An 18,591-nucleotide genomic window follows, 5' to 3' on the forward strand; every position below is an offset into this window, starting at 1 on the left:
TTTTGTTGAAAGTACAGAGTAAGCTTAAATTGCTACAAAGACGCTTGAAACGGAAAACTAAAGGCTCTAGCAATTGGTTAAAACTTCAGGAGAAGATAGCAAGATTACACGAAAAAGTGTCTAATACCCGTAGAGATTGGCCCTTTAAACTAGCTCATTACCTTTGCGATTTTGCTGATAATATCTTTGTTGAGGATATTAACTTCGTTTCCTGGTCTAGAGGGATCGTTAGAAAACAATCTCTAGATTCGGGTATCGGTAGTTTTATTAATGAGATACTACCGTTTGTTGTTTGGAAACGGGGGAAATATTATCTTAAGGTCGATAAAAACGGAACTTCGCAAGAGTGTCCGAATTGTGGCGCGATTACCGGCAAAAAAGCGTTATCGGAAAGAGTTCACCGGTGTGATTCTTGCGGCCACATTGAAACGAGAGATACGGCATCAGCGAAGGTAATTGAGAACCGAGGAAAAAACGCGGTCGGACTGACCGTGTTAGAAAACGCTCGCGGAGGCGATTTGACGGGGATCGACCGGGTTAAACCAGGTCGATCTAGTTAAAAGCCTAAGAACCGAGAATCCCCCGCTACACCGCGCGAGCGGTTAGCGGGGGAGAGTCAATAACCTTTTTCTCTTATCCAGAGGACTTCTGGGTTCGCAAAGGGACAAAAAAGTGTGGAGAATCCTCCCATAATCGCTACAATTTTTCTAGAGGCTAAGTATTGCCCTCATTTAAGTTATTTTGTACTCATTAAAAACCATGAAAATTCTTCACGGTACTTGGATTCCCCAATCAACGGATGAATTTATTCAGAAGGGTAGCTTTTATCTTTGGGGAGAAACTAGCACCCCGAAAAAGAGTCGCACCACTGCTGATAATTATCATCCTTTTCAGTTAAGCAAAGAAGAATTAACTAGCTTTCTCACTGGAGAGTTAGGAATAGTTCAATCGAATTATAATCCTCTTAGTCGGCAATTTGTCCCCCGCTACTTTCTTTTACCTAGTCACGAGAATCAACCTTTACCCTCCTTAGAATTACTACGTTATCTAGAAAAAGAACCCCCAGAAAATAGCCAATGGCAATCTTGGCAAATTGATTGTTATCCCCTTAATCCTGTACTTAAACTGCTCAATGATCTGCACTTTATCTGTCTTTACAACTCCTCAGAGATTCAGTTAGGTGCAGATCTACTTTTTTGGTATCACTACAGTCAAGCTTTTAAAGAAATAATTCTCAAAGATAACTATATTCCTGCCTTTAAATATCGAGAATTAGCCACAAATAACCAGAAAACCGCTAACTTTGCCATCTACCCTCTTTGGGAAATTATATCAGCAACCTACGAAACCAATCTCGATCACTATCTCGAATATCTTCCCCGCATTTGTCTTGCCGGCGCTGAAAATCCCCATGCTTCGCCACAATTATACGATCCCAAAACCCTACTCCGGCACTTCTCCGAATGTCTCCTCAATGAAATTGTCACTAATACGGCAATTCCTGCCAGTTTTGATAAAAAAATTAGCGAGACAATTATAGGTGATTGCTTCTCTGTGACTAAGGCTGCTGGATTTCTGCAAACCGCTGCCGCTTTAGAAAAATATCAACAGTGGCAAACTTGGAGACAGCAATTACTAGGAGACCAAAATATATCTAGTTTTAGCCTTGGTTTTAAACTAACCGAGGCCCCAGAAAATAATATTGAACAGTGGCAAATTACTTTTATCCTCATCTCTAAACAAGACCCCTCCCTGCGATTAGAATTAGACGAATATTGGTATGCAGTCCCTGAAACTAGAACAAGCATACGAGCGCATTTTGGTCAAGATTTAGACAAAAATATTTTACTAAGTTTGGGTTATGCTGCCCGTATTTATCCCCCTATTTGGCAAGGATTAGAAACGGATAAACCGACGGGATTTTCTCTCAACCTTACAGAAGCTTTTACTTTCTTAAAAGAAACTGCTTGGATTTTAGAAGATGCGGGATATAAAGTGATTATTCCAGCTTGGTGGACTCCCGAAGGCCGTCAACGCGCTAAAGTTCGGCTAAAAACTACGTCTAAATCAGGCAAATCTACCCCCGTTAGTAAAGGGATTTTTAGCCTCGAAAACATCATTGAATACCAATATGAATTAGCCATCGGTGAAGAAACTATTAGTCAAGAGGAATGGCAACAATTAATTAACACCAAAACACCCTTAGTTAAATTTCGAGGACAATGGGTAGAATTAGAACAAAATAAAATGCAGCAAATGCTGGATTTTTGGCAGAAATATCAGCAGGAAAATCCTGAGATGAATCTGATTGAATTAATGAAAAAAGCTGCCGAATATCCAGAGGAGATTATTGTTGAAACCGATGATTTTTTAGGTTCTATGCTAGAGAAATTACAAAATCCTAGTCAACTAGAACCGATCGAAAATCCTCCCCAATTACAAGGAACGCTGCGGGAGTACCAAAAGCGTGGAGTTGCCTGGATTCAATACCTAGAACAATTGGGGTTAAATGGTTGTCTTGCTGACGATATGGGATTAGGAAAAACCCTACAGGTAATTGCTAGATTGGTTGGGGAAAGAGAGGGAGATAATAATGTTTTACCAACTCTGCTAGTCGCACCCACTTCTGTGGTGGGAAATTGGGCAAAAGAAATTGAAAAATTTGCCCCCCATCTTCGGGTTTTAATTCACCATGGTAGTAAGCGCTATCAAGATGAGAACGAATTTCAGATAGTAGCTAGTCAAAAGGATATCGTCATTACTTCTTTTACCTTAGTTCGCAAGGACTTGAAATTATTTAACTCGCAATCTTGGCAACGTTTAGTAATTGATGAAGCACAAAATATCAAAAATCCTAAAGCGGCACAAACTAAAGCAATCTTGAGTTTATCTGCACAACATCGTCTCGCATTAACGGGAACTCCCGTGGAAAATAGACTGCTTGATTTATGGTCAATTTTTAACTTCCTTAACCCCGATTATTTAGGTAAAGAAACTCAATTTCGTAAAGCTTTTGAAGTGCCAATCCAAAAACAAAATGATCGTCTCCAGTCCACGGTTCTCAAAAAATTAGTGGAACCTTTTATTCTGCGTCGGGTAAAAACCGATAAGCAGATAATTAAAGATTTACCTGACAAAGTGGAAAACAAACAGTATTGTAATTTAACTAAAGAACAAGCTTCTCTCTACGAAGTTGTCATCAAAGAAGTGGAAAAACAATTAGAAGAAGCGGAGGGAATAAAACGCAAAGGATTAATTTTATCTACCCTGATGCGCTTGAAACAAATTTGTAATCACCCGCGTCAATTTTTACAGGATAACAGTGCTTTTACTCCTGAGCGATCGCATAAGTTAGAGCGTTTGGGAGAAATGCTAGAAGAAGTAATTTTAGAGGGAGATAGTCTGCTAATTTTCACTCAATTTACTGAAATTGGTGACTCCTTACAAAAGTACCTCAAACAAACTTTTCGCTACAATACCTATTATCTTCACGGGGGGACTTCTCAACCAAAACGAGAACAAATGATCGAAGAATTTCAACATCCCGAAACAGAACCTTCTGTATTTATTTTATCCCTAAAAGCTGGGGGAGTTGGGATTACTTTAACTAAAGCAAATCATGTTTTTCATTTCGATCGTTGGTGGAATCCTGCGGTGGAAAATCAAGCAACCGATCGCGCTTTTAGAATTGGTCAACAAAAAAATGTTTTCGTGCATAAATTTGTCACTTTGGGAACCTTAGAGGAAAGAATTGATGAAATGATCGAGGAAAAGAAAAAGGTAGCTAATGCTATTGTTAGTAATGATGAATCCTGGTTAACGGAATTAGATAACGAAAGTTTTCGTCAGTTAATCGCATTGAATAAACAGACAATTATTTAATCGAGGTAAACCCATGACTAAATTTAGTAAAACTTGGTGGGGACAACGCTTTATAGAAGCATTAGAAGAATTTACCGACTCAGCGCGCTTGAGTCGAGGACGTTCCTACGCTAAAAATGATAAAGTCAAGAATTATACAATTGACGGTAATTTAATTACTGCTCAGGTGCGAGGTTCCATTAATCCCTACTTTGGGGTTTACAAAGAACCTTTGTATAAGGTGAGTATCGAGATTAAACCAATTACTAAAGCAGAGTGGTCACAAGCTTTATATAATCTTGGTTCAAGAGCGAGTATGATCTCTAAACTGCTGCTCAAAGAAGTTCCCGATAATATTGATGAAGCATTTAGCGATCTGAATCTGCACTTATTACCCCACAGTCAAAAGGATTTTATCACCAATTGTTCCTGTCCCGATTGGGAAAATCCCTGTAAACATATTGCTGGAGTTTATTACCTCGTTGCTTCCCAATTAGATCAGGATCCTTTCCTCTTATTTGAATTACGGGGTATCTCTCGTCAAAAATTACTGCAAGAATTAGCAAAAACTCCCCTCGGTAAGCTGCTTTCCTCCTCTATCCAAGAGGAAAAAATTCCTCTTAACCCTGTCACTTCCTATCACACTAAACCCGAAACCATACCAGCAGCACAAACAATTGATCTCAAAGAATTTTGGCACTCCCATCACCGTTTACCCGAAAATCCTCAGTTAGTTAAATCCGCAACTATTCCCGCAATTGTCATTAAAAAAGCTGGTGATTATCCTGCATTTTGGGATAAGGATACTTCCTTTATCGAGGTGATGGAAGAAATGTATCAACGGGTACGCAATAAAAATGCAGGGATACTTTAAAAAAATATAAGTTTTCCTTTTGGGGAGTCAGGAGTCAGTCCCGATGTCAAATTAGGTTACACTTTATCTTGATCAGAAACGCTGTAGCTAAATTGCTGACTTTTTGACTTAGATATCTATCCATAGGAGGGTAGATTAGAATAAACAGGTTAACAACTGACAGTAATTGAAAATCTACCCCTAGCCTGCTAGTATTGTTATGAGACTGGGGATAAGAGAGATACAATGGAATCCTTAACTATTGAAAATTTTCTGATTATTAAGTATGCGGAAATAGAGATAAAAAAAATTAATGTTATCATCGGTGAACAGTCCACTGGTAAAAGTATTATTGCTAAATTAGTTTTTTTATTTCAGACATTTTTGTTTTATCAAGTTAAATTATTAGTCACTAATCTTCAAGATCAGCAAGGACTCAAAAGGCACCTACAGAAGCGATTTGAGGAATTATTTCCTAAATACGCATGGAAAGAGCAAGTATTTAAAATAGTTTATCGTTTGGATGACATGAACTTTTTGATTGAAAGATATAAGGACAAATCTGGCTATTTTAAACTACAATTTACCTATTCAGATAATTTTAAAAAGTTTTACAATACAACAATTAGACAAGTGAGTAAAATTGCCAAAAGCAATAACAAAGTCACTCAAGATATTTATTCAGATATGAATGATTGTGTGGCCAAAAATATTGCTGATTTTTTTCAAGGCAATGAAAAAATTTTTTCTACAAAGATTTTATTTGTACCAGCTAGTCGCACTCTTTTTGTTAAATACTTTACCAATAATATTTTTGCCTTTTTGGCCAATAATTTTGATCTTGATCCTCTGATTATCAACTTTGGCTCTAATTATGAAAATGCTCAACGCCTATACAGAATAATTAATGAATCAGAAAGTTTATTCCAAGATAAAAAAGATGATAAAAAACTTTATAATCAAATTAAATTAATTAGCGAAAAGATTCTATCAGGCAGCTATGCGCGCGAGAAAGATCAAGATTGGCTTTATCATGCCGATGGGAGAAAGATTAACTTAATTGATGCTTCAAGCGGACAGCAAGAAGCCTTACCAATGTTATTAATTCTCTTAGTTTTCTCGTTTTTTCCTGATTCCGAATCTAATCAATTTTTCATTGAGGAACCTGAAACCCATCTTTTTCCCTCCGCTCAAAGAGATATGGTAGAACTATTTACCTTACTTTATGCTAATAAAAATTGTCGTTTCTTTCTCACTACCCATAGTCCCTACATTCTCACAGCTTTGAATAATAAAATCATGGCGGCTAACGTTGAGCCTGTCAAAGCACAAAAATCTTTAGGTTATAAAAATACTATTCAATTTCAAGATGTGTCAGCCTACACAATTAGTAACGGACAAACTCAAAGTATCTTAGATACAGAGGTGAACTTGATTGGTATCAATAACCTCGATGCTGTCTCCGATGAACTTAGTCAAGAGTTTGAAGAAATTTTAGAAAGAAAGGCTCAACAATAATGGATATTAGTCACTGTTCTGAATGCAATAATAATAAAATAGTCAAAGTTAAAGAAAATGGTAAAGAATTTATCGTCAACAATAATAGTCAGAAATTAATTACTAAGATAAAAATAGATAATTGTTTAATCATCGAGGGAAAAAGATGCGACTGGCTTTTAGAAATTGATAGTCCCTGTAGCTTGGCTCTTTATATTGAACTCAAGGGTAAAAATATTGAACAAGCTTATGATCAATTATTGTCAACTCTAAATCATTCTTACTTACAAGAAAGACATAAAGAATCTAAAAAAGAATGCTATATTGTGGCTTCTAGAGTACCAAAAGCTGGAACCAATGTTCAGGTTTATCAGGCGAGATTAAAGCAGTCTCATCCCAAAGTTAGTTTAAAAGTCAAGTCGATGAAAGCTGAAATCACTATTTAGGTTTTTCCCTCAGAAAAAAGCTGCACCTATTGTTCCTGTCCCGATTGGGAAAATCCCTGTAAACATATTGCTGGAGTTTATTATCTGGTTGCTTCCCAATTAAATATGGAAGAAATGTATCAACGGGTACGCAATAAAAATGCTGGTATGTTATAATTAGGTAGGTGTTAAAAATTGTCAGACACCCCTCTTATTAAGAGGGTATTAAGGGGGGATCGGCACCCCCCTTATCAAGGGGGGCAGGGGGGATCGGAATTTTGAAAAAGCATTCTATTTTTTAAGACAAGCAGAATCTATGAACCAAGAATCTCTCAGCTTTGTCGATGGGAATGTCAAGTTAGCCGATCGCTTTTTAGTTTGTGGATTGGGTAGTCTCGGACAACACTGCGTCAAGTCTTTAAAAGAGTTTGGGGTTAGAGTCGTCGGTATCGAACTAATACAGCCTCCCAGTTGGGAAATTAATGATTTTCCCGATTTATTAGAGGAAATAATTATCGGTGATTGTCGTCAAAAAAACATTTTAGCAAGAGCGGGAATCGATCGCTGTCGGGCTGCTTTAATTGTCACCAGTGATGAGCGAATTAATGCCACCACTGCCCTAATTATTCGGCAATTAAATCCCCTTACCCGCTTAGTGGTGCGTTCTTCTAAAGATAATCTCAATCAGCTACTTAAGGAACGTTTAGGCAATTTTATCGCCTATGAACCCACCCAACTACCCGCCAATGCCTTTGCTTTAGCCACATTAGGCACGGAAACCCTCGGTTTTTTGCATCTCGACGGTCAGAAATTGCGGATTATCCAGAGACAAATTAGCCCCGAAGATGGTTTACTCGATCGCTTTTTAGGTGATTTAAATACCCCCACCCGTCGTCTGTTAGCACACACAGCCCCCGATGAACCTTTAAGGGCCGGATTTTATCAATGGTCCCCCACCACCACTATCGGGGCCGGTGATACCATTACCACCATCGAAACTACCTACCAAAACATCGATGCTGTCCGCCAGAAACCGTCAAATTCTCCCCAGAAGTTGCGGGATTTTTGGCAGAAATTCCTCAAAGAAATCCAACAATTCTGGCAATTGAGTTTTCAGCAGCAAATTCATCGGGTGGCTTTCCTGTCAGTATTTATCATTATCCTGCTAGTAATTATCGGGACTTTTCTTTTCCATCTCTACGCCCCGAGAGCTTCCTTTATTTCCGCTCTTTCAGGAACGGCGATTCTTTTATTAGGTGGTTATGGCGATGTTTTCGGTGCCTCTAACCCCGAAGATTTAAATGCAGTTCCCTGGTGGATGCAGCTATTTAGTCTCTTTTTAACCTTAGCTGGAACCGCTTTTATCGGGGTTCTCTATGCCATTTTGACAGAAACTTTATTATCATCAAGATTTCAATTTATCCCTAACCGTCCCCCAGTTCCCCAACAGAATCATATCGTTATTGTTGGCTTAGGTCGAGTCGGCAGAGAAGTGGCTAATTTATTACTAGAAATGCAACAGGCGATCGTCGGGGTGAGCTTAAATAGGGATTTTGATGCAACTATCCTGCCAAAAATGCCCCTGATGACGGGAAATATCGAAGAATCTTTAAAAAATGTCAATTTAGACAGGGCTAAAAGTATAGCGATTGTTACTGATGACGAAATCCTCAATTTAGAAGTGGCCCTAACCACCCGCAAACTCAACCCCCAAAGCTACTTAGTCATCCGCACCACCGACGACAACCTTAGTCAACAATTAAGTCAAATTCTGCCCCGCTCTCACATTTTGGGAACCAACACCGTAGCGGCAGAAGCCTTTACGGGGGCCGCTTTCGGAGAAAATATCATCTATCTGTTCCGTTGGGCGCAAAAAACGATTCTGGTGACGGAATACGAGATCGAAGCTGGAGATACTCTCAATGGTAGCTCGATCGGGGATATTGCCTACGGTTATCGAGTCGTGCCGATCCTACACCAACGAGAACGGCAAGCCCCGAAATTAATGCCCGAAGACTATCTCAATTTACGCATCGGCGATCGCATTGTAGTGCTGGCCACCATCAACGGACTGCGACGGGTGGAACAGGGTCGTCGCACTCCCAAAACTTGGCGCGTGCGGGTAGAAAAAGCCTTTAACCGCAATATTGCCGCGGAAGCACCCACCGTGATCAGTCGTTTTTCTAATTGTCCCCTGAAAACCGCCAGCGATCTCATGGAAAATTTGCCAACGACTCTCGGCGCCCCCCTCTACGAACAGCAGGCGATTCGATTAGTTTCCGAGTTAAAAAAAATTCAAGTTCAAGCATTGGCCATTCCGATTAACCCGAAATCGGGGTAATTGGGAGTTATCCTTTTTTTGTCAAACTAGAAGGCTCTCTTGGTCTTTTTTTGCAGTTAAAGTGATAGTAGCCTTGGCAGTTTGTCCAGAATCAGAAGTGGCAGTAATAGTAATTTTATCCCCAGCATTTCCTTGTGGGGGTGCAGTGTAGGTAAATTTGGTATCAGTGGTGTTTTTATCAATTTCACCGCTGTCTGGCGGTGAGATTATGATGGTGTAGTTACCAACGGGATTAATGGTAAATTCTTGGATTCCATTTAATGCTAAAGCTGCGCTAGAGGGAGCGATCAGAATCGTTGGAGGTAGTCCCTGTCCAGTGGAACTAGCCTCTACAGTTACTTTTTTCTCCACTTGATTAATTAAATCGGGAATAAGACGTTCGCTAAATCCAGCCACAAAAGCCATTGTCAAAAGTCCATATAAATAGATGCCATTCCGATTATCTTCAGTGCCACCCCGAATTTCTAAGGGAGAAATATTAGAGTTAAGAATTAGTAGAATAAAGAAGGCAAAACTTCCCCCTAAAATGGGCTTAGTTAGACCAATTATAAATGGCAAGAGGTCATCGTCATATTTTTGGTTTTTGGGATTATCAAAATCTTGCAAACGAGTTAGAAGGCTAACTGCTCCCCCTAAAGTGCCTGTCATCAATATCAATATCAAGAGTCTAAAATTTCCAGCTTTGTCCTCAGTATTTTGGTTACTTTTACCCTCAGTATTTTGGTTACTAGAATTTATGATTGGAGGTAAAGACATAAGCAAATCTTTCACTGGAAGGGAGTTCATAATACCCCAATTCAAAGGGAGAGCTAACACTAATCCAATTAAAACTTTTGTAGGTATTTTGAAAGAATGGAACAGATTATCTCTGAATTCGGCTAGACGAGTCCAAAAACCTGTCTGGGTTTTTCTTAATCCCGTTCTGGCGGCATAGCGTAATTTTTGTGCCAGAATAATATTAGGTTTACCTATTAAAGATTTAATCGCAATTTCTCCGGCATCTACCACCGACTTTACTTGCATGATATCACCAGGTTTTGAAATGTTCATGAGTTCTACCTGCGCTATCCCTAGTATTGTAATTAATCTGGCTAATTCTCCCTGTACTTCCCGGTCTAATTCTTGAGGGAATCCCGCTACTTGTTCTTTGGTTTTTTCCAGCAAAATGTCAATTCTTTGATTTAGTTTGATCACCTCATCTCTAGCTTGAATTTCATTGATTAAATCGTCTAAAGTTTGAAATAAAACACTTGCTTGTTGTAGTTGTGCAAAATTATTTTTAAATTCCTTAATTAACTTTTCAAAGTCTTCATCTACTGAACTATATTCAGATAGTTTTTCCTTCAGTTCAGCAATCAAAGACTCATTTTTCTGTTGTAATTCCACAGTGGCAGAAAATTTAAACAAAGTATCTTTAACTTTTGTTTGCCAAGCAGTTAGCTTTTCCTTAATTTTTGGCAAGTTTGGAACGTTAGCATTAGCATCGAATAGAGTCGTAATTGTTGTAACTAAACTATCAGTTTTTTGGCTTAAAGTATCAAGAGGAGTTTCTGAATTTTTGCCCGTAGATAAAAGGTTGATTGTCTCCACAAGCTGATCTGTATGAGCTATTATTTGTTTTTCTAATTCTTCTCTGCTAGGTAAAGGGTCTGAAAAAGTTAATTCACCTAGTTTTTGAATAAGTTCATCTCTTAAATTATTAGTCTCTTGAGTGATTGTTTTGGCTTCTGTTTGGTAACTAGCAAGGGTAGCTGATTTATCCTGACTAAATTTATTTTGGGTTTCCAGAATAAATTGATTAATTTTTTGTTCGATAGCAGGATTTAGATTAATCATGATTGTCTTCTCCTAAAAAAAATCTGAGGATAAAAAAACTGCATTATTTCCCGATCCTCCCTACTTAACAATTTTGCTTAACTCAGAAGTTGATCCAACTTAGCGAAGAATTGATGAACATCTTCATGAATTTCATCAGATTTCATGTTAGTGGCGACGATTTCACGGGTCAATTCTAAAGATGGAACAGATGCTAAAGGAAGTTGACAAGATTTAAGCCTTTGAAAAAGAGAGTCCTTATTTTCAAACAATAGCTTTTTCCCATCCACAACTTGAAAAATATTTGCTTTGACATCTCTCCAAGATTGATTTCGAGGCAGGGTAAGATTTTCGTTATCAAAAAACTCCCTAATTATTTTTTGAACTGGAGAGAAAAAAATATCTTGGTCGTTAAAACCGCCGGTTTGTTGAGCTGCTCTAATCCAAGCATCGGGAACTAATAAATAATTCTCAATATTTTTTCGTCGCCATTCATATAATGATTGCTTCGGATCATTTGCTTCTGGGTGGAAGGCCTGATCGTCATCATCATAATCAAACAAGACCAACCTTTTCGCCGATGGAATTATTTGTTTAATCCCGTTAAAATGACGATCAGAATCTTCTTTCATTTTCTTCTTATTGCCGCCTCCCATAACCCGACAACAAACCTGATTCAATTTATCCTGCCTTCCTAAAGAAGTGGCAAAACCTCGTAAAAGACGCTCATCTGTTTCTCCTTCAACATACAAAATAACGGGATAATTAAATTCCGAAAGCTGTGTTATCTCTAAGTTAGAAACATCGGCCATCGCTGTTAAAATCGCTGGTGTAGCTTCCACTCTTTTAGGAATTCTATCAAGTAATGAGATAATTTGCCGAACGTCAACTCCTCTAATAAACTCTTCTGCGTGGGTGGCAATAAGAAATTGAGTATTTCTCTCGATCGCTTTTTGATTCTTAAAATAATCTAGAATCTCTCTTTGCAAGTTAACATGAAGATGAGCATCGGGTTCATCCAGTAAGATAGTAGTAGGTTTATAACCATAAAAAAATGCCAACAAGGTTAAAGTTTGATGGAAACCGCTGCCAGCAGATATAATGTCGTAGGATTTGCCACCCTGTTTATATTCGCAGATTATTTGGGTGTCCACTCCTCGTTCGTATTGAGGGTCTTTTAAATCAACGTTAAACCAGTTTTTGACAACCTTTTGAATTTCACTCCAATCCTTTCGATTTTCTTGCCAAACTCGCAGCAGTAAATTTCTTAATATACTTCCGGGCTGCGCTTTTCCCACTTGTTTTCGCAGCGGTCCGTCATCACGCCATTCTTCATTGGGTTCTAATCCCGAAAAGGGCGGAACGTAAGCAATAATAGGTAAAAGAGAAGGGGAGTGATTTGACTCTCCTTCTAATTCACGGAAATGTTCCCATCCTTCCGAAGGAATTGCGTAGATAGTTTGAGGAGAACTATATCGTAGTTTAACCCCCAAAGAGCATGGTTCTGGCCCGGAAGATTCCGCTATCCAAGTAACATCAATTTCAATGAGAATAAACTCTTGCTTTTTGGAACCATCTACTTTTGGATAGTGGCGCTCGGTCTTCTCTCGCCACAAAAGATTAAATTCTGGAACGGGAAGGGCTGTAAAGTTGGGAAGGACAACTTGTTTGCCGGTCGTTCCGCTCCGTTTCACCGCCCGCCGGAACTCCTCAATACAGAACTGCCAGATCGCTAAAGCCTGTAAAATGGTGCTTTTACCACTGTTATTCCGTCCAACTAAGAGATCGAAGAGAGCAAACTCGTAGGTTTGTTCCTTGATACTCTTGAAATTTCTCAGGGTTAGCTTGGTTATCATCGATCTGGTTAGGCTGTCGGCATCTTCATCTTAAATTATGCAAGTTAACATCGCTCACTTTCCCAGACCCCATTTTTAAGGACAAAAATAGATCGGGACTAACTCATCTCTCCAGCTAGGGCAACGAAAACGATCGCGCTTGTCGGTTCAGGGATCGGAGGGGAGTCGATCGCCTAGATTAGCACTCAAGCCCTAAGAGTGCTAAATTAACTATAAGGAGTCCTATCACAACAGCGATACCATGTCCAAAATCATTGCCTTTAAAGATGAATCCCGTCGCGCCCTAGAAAGAGGTGTCAACGCCTTGGCCGATGCGGTAAAAATCACCCTCGGTCCGAAAGGACGCAATGTCTTGTTAGAAAAGAAATACGGCGCCCCCCAGATCGTTAATGACGGCATCACCGTGGCCAAAGAAATCGAATTGTCCGACCCCCTCGAAAACACCGGGGCGAGATTAATTCAGGAAGTAGCGGCAAAAACCAAAGATTTAGCGGGAGATGGCACCACTACCGCCACCATCATCGCCCAGGCTTTAATTAAAGAAGGTCTGAAAAACGTTACCGCCGGGGCCAATCCCGTCGCTTTAAGACGCGGACTAGACAAAACTATCGCCTATCTGGTGGAAGAAATCGCCGCCGTCGCTAAACCGATCGCTGGAGATGCGATCGCTCAAGTGGCCACCGTTTCTTCCGGCAACGACGAAGAAGTGGGACAAATGATCGCCACCGCCATGGAAAAAGTCACCACCGATGGCGTAATCACCGTGGAAGAATCGAAATCCCTAACCACGGAATTAGAAGTAGTGGAAGGGATGCAGATCGATCGCGGTTATATCTCTCCCTATTTCATCACCGATCAGGAAAGACAGATCGTCGAGTACGACAACCCCCTGATCCTGATTACCGATAAAAAAATCAGTGCGATCGCTGAATTAGTCCCCGTCCTCGAAGCCGTTGCCCGTCAAGGTCGTCCCCTATTAATTATCGCCGAAGATGTGGACGGCGAAGCCTTAGCCACTCTAGTGGTCAACAAGGCCCGGGGTGTCTTAAATGTCGTCGCCATCAAGGCCCCCAGTTTCGGGGAACGTCGCAAGGCGGTTTTACAAGATATTGCCATCCTCACCGGTGGTCGTCTGATTTCCGAAGAAGTGGGCTTAAGTCTTGACACCGTTAGCCTCGATCTGCTAGGGCAAGCGGCAAAAATCACCCTAGAAAAAGACAATACAATTATTGTCGCCTCCGGGGACAGCCGCAATAAGGCCGATGTGCAGAAACGTCTCGCCCAACTGAAAAAACAGTTAGAAGAAACCGATTCCGAATTCGATAAGGAAAAATTACAGGAACGCATCGCTAAATTAGCCGGCGGTGTGGCCGTGATTAAAGTCGGGGCAGCCACAGAAACCGAACTCAAGGATCGCAAACTCCGCATCGAAGATGCCCTCAATGCCACCAAAGCCGCCGTGGAAGAAGGTATCGTCCCGGGCGGTGGTACAACCTTGATTCATCTGGCTTCTAAGGTGAAGGCTTTCAAAGCTTCTCTCACTAACGATGAGGAAAAAGTCGCCGCCGATATCGTCGCCAAAGCCCTAGAAGCACCCCTGCGTCAGTTAGCTAATAACGCCGGCGTGGAAGGGGATGTGATCGTGGAAGGTGTGCGCGATACCGCTTTTAGCGTCGGTTACAATGTCCTCACCGGCAAGTACGAAGACTTAATCGCCGCCGGAATTATCGATCCGGCTAAAGTGGTACGGTCAGCCGTTCAAAACGCCGCTTCTATCGCCGGTATGGTCCTAACTACGGAAGCCCTCGTGGTCGAAAAACCCGTTAAAGAAGCCGCAGCCCCTGATATGGGCGGCATGGGTGGCATGGGTGGCATGGGCGGCATGGGTGGCATGGGTGGCATGGGCATGATGTAATTCCTAATGCCCTCTGGCCCCTGAAAATAATCTCATGCAATTGAGCCAATCTGTCCCTTTTCTCGTTATCGTCGGCATTAGGGGCAGGTTTTTTTTCCTCGGGAAAAACTTTTTCAGCAGAACCTGCTTAATCTATCCTTTGCATTAGTCCAGACACTACACTAGAAAAGAAGGATTATTCCCAGAAATCATGACACTGCTGACGGTTCGATCGCTCAAAAAAGACTTCGGTATCAAGGAAATTCTCAAAGATGCGAGTTTTAGTCTCGATGATCGCGATAAAGTCGGCCTGATCGGTACGAATGGATCGGGAAAATCGACCCTATTGAAAATGATCGCCGGATTAGAAGCGATCGATGGTGGCGAAATTCAAATCAATTCCGGGATGAAAATCGTCTATTTACCCCAGCAACCCGATCTAGACAATGATAAAACGGTTTTAGAGCAGGTTTTCGCCGATAGTGGCGAAAGTATGACTTTAATTAAGGAATACGAGGAATTGTCCGATCGCCTTGTCCATGAGCCAGAAAATCTGGATACTATTATGGAGCGTTTGTCAAGGGTTTCGCAACAAATTGATAAACTTGCGGCCTGGGATTTAGAAACCAATGCTAAAGTTATTTTAAGTAAACTGGGTATCGATAATTTTAATGCTCGCGTGGGAGATTTATCGGGGGGATATCGCAAAAGAATCGCCATCGCTACCGCACTTTTAGCCGATCCTGACTGTTTATTGATGGATGAACCCACAAACCATTTAGACGCGCTTTCCGTGGAGTGGTTACAGAGTTATTTGTCCCGTTTTCGGGGAGGATTATTATTAATTACTCACGATCGCTATTTTCTCGATCGAGTGACTAATCGCATCATTGAAATCGATCGGGGAGATTTATCTACTTATTCCGGTAATTATGCCTATTATCTAGAAAAAAAAGCTTTAGCGGAAGAATCGATCGCCAGTAGTCAACGCAAACACGCGGGAGTTTTACGACGGGAATTAGAATGGTTATCCCGGGGACCAAAAGCACGCAGCACCAAACAAAAAGCGCGGATTGATCGCATTCAGGCAATGGGTAATAAGGAATTTAAACAGGTGGAAGGAAAAGTCGATATTGCCACCGCAGGAAGACGCATCGGCAAAAAAGTTATTGAAGTAGAAAAGATCTCGAAAGCTTACGGCGATCATACTTTAATTAAAGATTTTACCTATATTTTTACCCCCGAAGATCGCATCGGTATTATTGGCAGTAACGGGGTAGGAAAATCTACTCTCATGGATATTATTACCGGGAAAACTCTCCCCGATTCAGGCACGGTTGACATCGGTTCCACTATTCATATTGGTTACTTCGATCAACAATCCGATGATCTCAATATCAACGAAAATCAAAGAGTGATCGAATATCTGAAAAGTGTGGCCGAATTAGTCAAAACCCTAGACGGTAGCGTGATTACCGCTTCCCAGATGTTAGAAAAATTTCTCTTTCCTCCCGATCAACAGTATGCACCAATTTATAAACTTTCTGGAGGGGAAAGAAGACGCTTATTTTTACTACGAGTTTTGATGAGTGCGCCTAATGTTTTAATCCTAGATGAACCCACCAATGATCTCGATGTGCAGACTTTAGCAATTTTAGAAGAATATTTAGAGGACTTTAACGGTTGTGTGATCGTCGTTTCCCATGATCGCTATTTTCTCGATCGAGTAGTTGATACTATTTTTTCCTTTGAAACCGGGGGTAATATCCGTCAATATCCGGGTAATTATTCCCTTTATCTCGATCAGAAAAAAGAGGAGGAGGAACCAAAAGAAAAAAAAGTCACCCCAAAAACTGTTAAAGCTTCTCCGTCACCCGTCAATAAAAAAATCTCTTTTAAAGAGAAAAAAGAATACGAAGATATCGAGAAACAAATACCAATTTTAGAAGCAAAAAAAGCTGAAATTGAACAGGTACTTTATGGAGAACCCCTAGAAGATTTTACTAAAATAACCGCTCTGACCGAAGAATTAGCTCAATTGAGTCAAAAAATTGATAATTTAACCGATCGCTGGTTAGAATTAGCGGAAAAATTAGGCTAGGATAATCCCTATTTTCCCGAGCAATTTAGTTAAAACTGAGTGATAATTTCTGGTGAATCATCCTCATCCATGACCAGATCTACCGACTCCACCCGCAAGAGGGCCAAATTATCGTTAACCACCCCTTGAAGATAGATTTCCCCCATCCCTTCACCCCCCAGATCGATCGAGCCGAAAACTTGACCGGTTTTGGTATTAAAATTAAACTGAAAATAATTAGCCGAGGAAATTCCCTCGCTGACATTATCGTATTTAGCGATCTCTTGACCAATGTTATCATAAAAAGATACCTGAAAATTTTCTAAAACTCGCATTTTTCCCGAACCTTTTTCCGAAAAGATAGTCGGGGCCGTTTTTTCATCATAACTAAAAGAACCTTTAGCTGTATAGCCTTGATTTCCCAACCATTGAAAATCGAGCGTCACTGCTAAAACCCCTTGGCTATTCATGTTAGCAACTAAAAGCCAAGCTAATAAAGTCAATATTATCTTTTTCATTAGTCGGTTATTTCATTTACAGCAGTTATCCTAATGGTGAGGTAGGAACAAAATCGGTAAAACCCCACACCCCACACCCTGCCACCAGGAAAAACCTTTTCAGCAGACCCTATTATAGCAAAGGGATTGCTACTTGCTTCCAATTAAGTAGGGAGGCACAATTATTTGTAGGATGGGTTAGCGGTAGCGTAACCCATGCGGGAGTTGGGTTTCATGCTTCAACCCAACCTACGTTCATCTTATATTTAATTCCACCCACCTACTTAGTCACTGATAACTGATAACTGAATAGAGTTTGTCAGCGAAACGTTTTTTTGTCTTAAAGTCCAGAAAACGGGTTTCTCCGAGAAACCCGTTTTCTAGGTTAACTTCGGGAAAAAAGAAGCATAAAAACGCTTCAAAATACTCGGTTAATGCTTCTTTCCAGGGTTCATCATAATTGGCGGTTGTTTGGTTCATCAATTAGGGTGATAGTTTTAATTGTTCTCCGCTTCTGGCTAAGAGTTTTAAGGTGAATGGGTGGACAATGCCTACCCTACGGCAAGATTTTCTTATTGGATTCTTGCCAAAGACTGCTTAAATTCTGCGAGAGAATTAGCAGTAGCTGCTAATTTTAGTAGCTCTTCTAAGATAGTAGGGTTAGTGATTTTGCCGATTATCTCTTCAATTTCTGAAGAAATCTGTCCAAAACGCACAGTTAAAACTGTTTTTATGGCATCACGGCTTTTTTGTAACGCTCCAATTTCCTTACCAATTTCCTTGCCTATTTCTTTACCAATTTCCTTACCTATTTCCTTACCGCGTTCTATTCCTCGTAACTCCATATTACTTACTAAAGGCATGGTTCTTTCCTCCTCAAATTGTTTGATTTTACTCTCTAAGCTTGACTGTAATTCAGGGGATAAAGTCATCATATTGTCGATGATTTCAAACAGTTTACTAAGTAAGGTAGGTATTACCCACCCTACTTATTTATGATGATACTAAAAGACTTCCTACACTCCTCAAAAGAATTTACTATAAGTGCGGCTTTTAACATCTCTTCTAAAACCGAAATAACTGAAGCATCATTGAGACATTGTCCAATATCTCCAGGGATATCGCCTAGTCGGTTTTCCAAAACTTTTTTCACAAAATCACGAGCATTTTCTAACGCTCCAATTTCCTTACCAATTTCCTTACCGCGTTCTATCCCTCGTAACTCCCCAATTTCCTCACCAATTTTCCTTCCTCGTAACTCCATATTACTTATTAAAGGCATGGTTCTTTCCTCCTCAAATTGTTTAATTTTACTCTCTAAACTTGACTGCAATTCAGGGGATAAAGTCATCATATTGTCGATGATTTCAAACAGTTTAATTATCTGTTCCCTCTCGAACTCCTTTTCATACAATCCCCTGATTAACTTCCACTTCCACTGTTCCCGTTGTGGCAGCTTCCCAGTAGTTGCT

At 40.3% G+C, this 18,591-nt stretch carries 12 protein-coding genes and 3 pseudogenes; 9 read left to right on the top strand and 6 right to left on the bottom strand.

Annotated elements, in window-relative coordinates; genetic code table 11:
• The 7 genes and pseudogenes from O9290_RS25715 to O9290_RS25745 all read left to right on the top strand — a co-directional run.
• On the top strand, positions 1-560 hold a 560-nt coding region (locus tag O9290_RS25715; RefSeq protein WP_288087670.1), incomplete at its 5' end, for an RNA-guided endonuclease InsQ/TnpB family protein.
• A gap of 199 nt (positions 561-759) precedes the next feature.
• Positions 760-3,882 (top strand): DEAD/DEAH box helicase, encoded by a 3,123-nt coding sequence (locus O9290_RS25720; RefSeq protein WP_288058107.1) that lies wholly within the window; start codon positions 760-762, stop codon positions 3,880-3,882.
• A gap of 13 nt (positions 3,883-3,895) precedes the next feature.
• The gene (locus O9290_RS25725; protein WP_288058104.1) at positions 3,896-4,735 is read left to right on the top strand and encodes an SWIM zinc finger family protein; all 840 of its coding nucleotides are present in this window, start codon (positions 3,896-3,898) and stop codon (positions 4,733-4,735) included.
• Positions 4,736-4,960: 225 nt separating this feature from the next.
• Positions 4,961-6,232, top strand: a complete 1,272-nt coding sequence (locus O9290_RS25730; protein ID WP_002759838.1) for an AAA family ATPase — start codon at positions 4,961-4,963, stop codon at positions 6,230-6,232.
• A complete protein-coding gene (locus O9290_RS25735) occupies positions 6,232-6,657 on the top strand; it encodes a hypothetical protein (RefSeq protein WP_288058100.1) in 426 nt (141 codons plus the stop codon). The genes O9290_RS25730 and O9290_RS25735 overlap by 1 nt, the downstream gene beginning before the upstream one ends.
• A gap of 24 nt (positions 6,658-6,681) precedes the next feature.
• Positions 6,682-6,768 (top strand): annotated as a pseudogene (locus O9290_RS25740) (SWIM zinc finger family protein); the annotation flags it as partial.
• 184 nt (positions 6,769-6,952) lie between these two features.
• A complete protein-coding gene (locus tag O9290_RS25745; RefSeq protein WP_288058097.1) occupies positions 6,953-8,977 on the top strand; it encodes a potassium channel family protein in 2,025 nt (674 codons plus the stop codon).
• A gap of 21 nt (positions 8,978-8,998) precedes the next feature.
• Here O9290_RS25745 and O9290_RS25750 read toward each other — a convergent pair whose 3' ends face one another.
• Positions 8,999-10,813, bottom strand: coding sequence for a coiled-coil domain-containing protein (locus O9290_RS25750; protein ID WP_288058094.1), 1,815 nt, complete (start codon positions 10,811-10,813; stop codon positions 8,999-9,001).
• A 77-nt stretch (positions 10,814-10,890) separates the two neighbouring features.
• A complete protein-coding gene (locus O9290_RS25755; RefSeq protein WP_288058091.1) occupies positions 10,891-12,648 on the bottom strand; it encodes an ATP-dependent nuclease in 1,758 nt (585 codons plus the stop codon).
• A gap of 241 nt (positions 12,649-12,889) precedes the next feature.
• Between O9290_RS25755 and groL the strand changes: the two genes are divergently transcribed.
• Both groL and O9290_RS25765 read left to right on the top strand, forming a co-directional pair.
• The gene (groL, locus tag O9290_RS25760) at positions 12,890-14,563 is read left to right on the top strand and encodes a chaperonin GroEL (protein ID WP_287731308.1); all 1,674 of its coding nucleotides are present in this window, start codon (positions 12,890-12,892) and stop codon (positions 14,561-14,563) included.
• 190 nt (positions 14,564-14,753) lie between these two features.
• Positions 14,754-16,643 (top strand): ABC-F family ATP-binding cassette domain-containing protein, encoded by a 1,890-nt coding sequence (locus tag O9290_RS25765; protein ID WP_288058085.1) that lies wholly within the window; start codon positions 14,754-14,756, stop codon positions 16,641-16,643.
• Positions 16,644-16,672: 29 nt separating this feature from the next.
• Here the strand turns inward: O9290_RS25765 and O9290_RS25770 are convergent, their stop codons facing one another.
• The 4 genes and pseudogenes from O9290_RS25770 to O9290_RS25785 all read right to left on the bottom strand — a co-directional run.
• Positions 16,673-17,140: a hypothetical protein gene (locus O9290_RS25770; protein WP_288058082.1), complete on the bottom strand. Its 468-nt coding sequence runs from the start codon at positions 17,138-17,140 to the stop codon at positions 16,673-16,675.
• 267 nt (positions 17,141-17,407) lie between these two features.
• Complete coding sequence (locus O9290_RS25775; protein WP_002759850.1) at positions 17,408-17,599, bottom strand: hypothetical protein; 192 nt, start codon at positions 17,597-17,599, stop codon at positions 17,408-17,410.
• A 92-nt stretch (positions 17,600-17,691) separates the two neighbouring features.
• Positions 17,692-18,078, bottom strand: a pseudogene (locus tag O9290_RS25780) (hypothetical protein); the annotation flags it as partial.
• Between the two features lie 26 nt (positions 18,079-18,104).
• Positions 18,105-18,591: pseudogene (locus O9290_RS25785) on the bottom strand (hypothetical protein); the annotation flags it as partial.

The sequence above is a fragment of the Microcystis sp. LE19-41.2A genome (assembly GCF_027530405.1).
Taxonomy (GTDB): domain Bacteria; phylum Cyanobacteriota; class Cyanobacteriia; order Cyanobacteriales; family Microcystaceae; genus Microcystis; species Microcystis aeruginosa.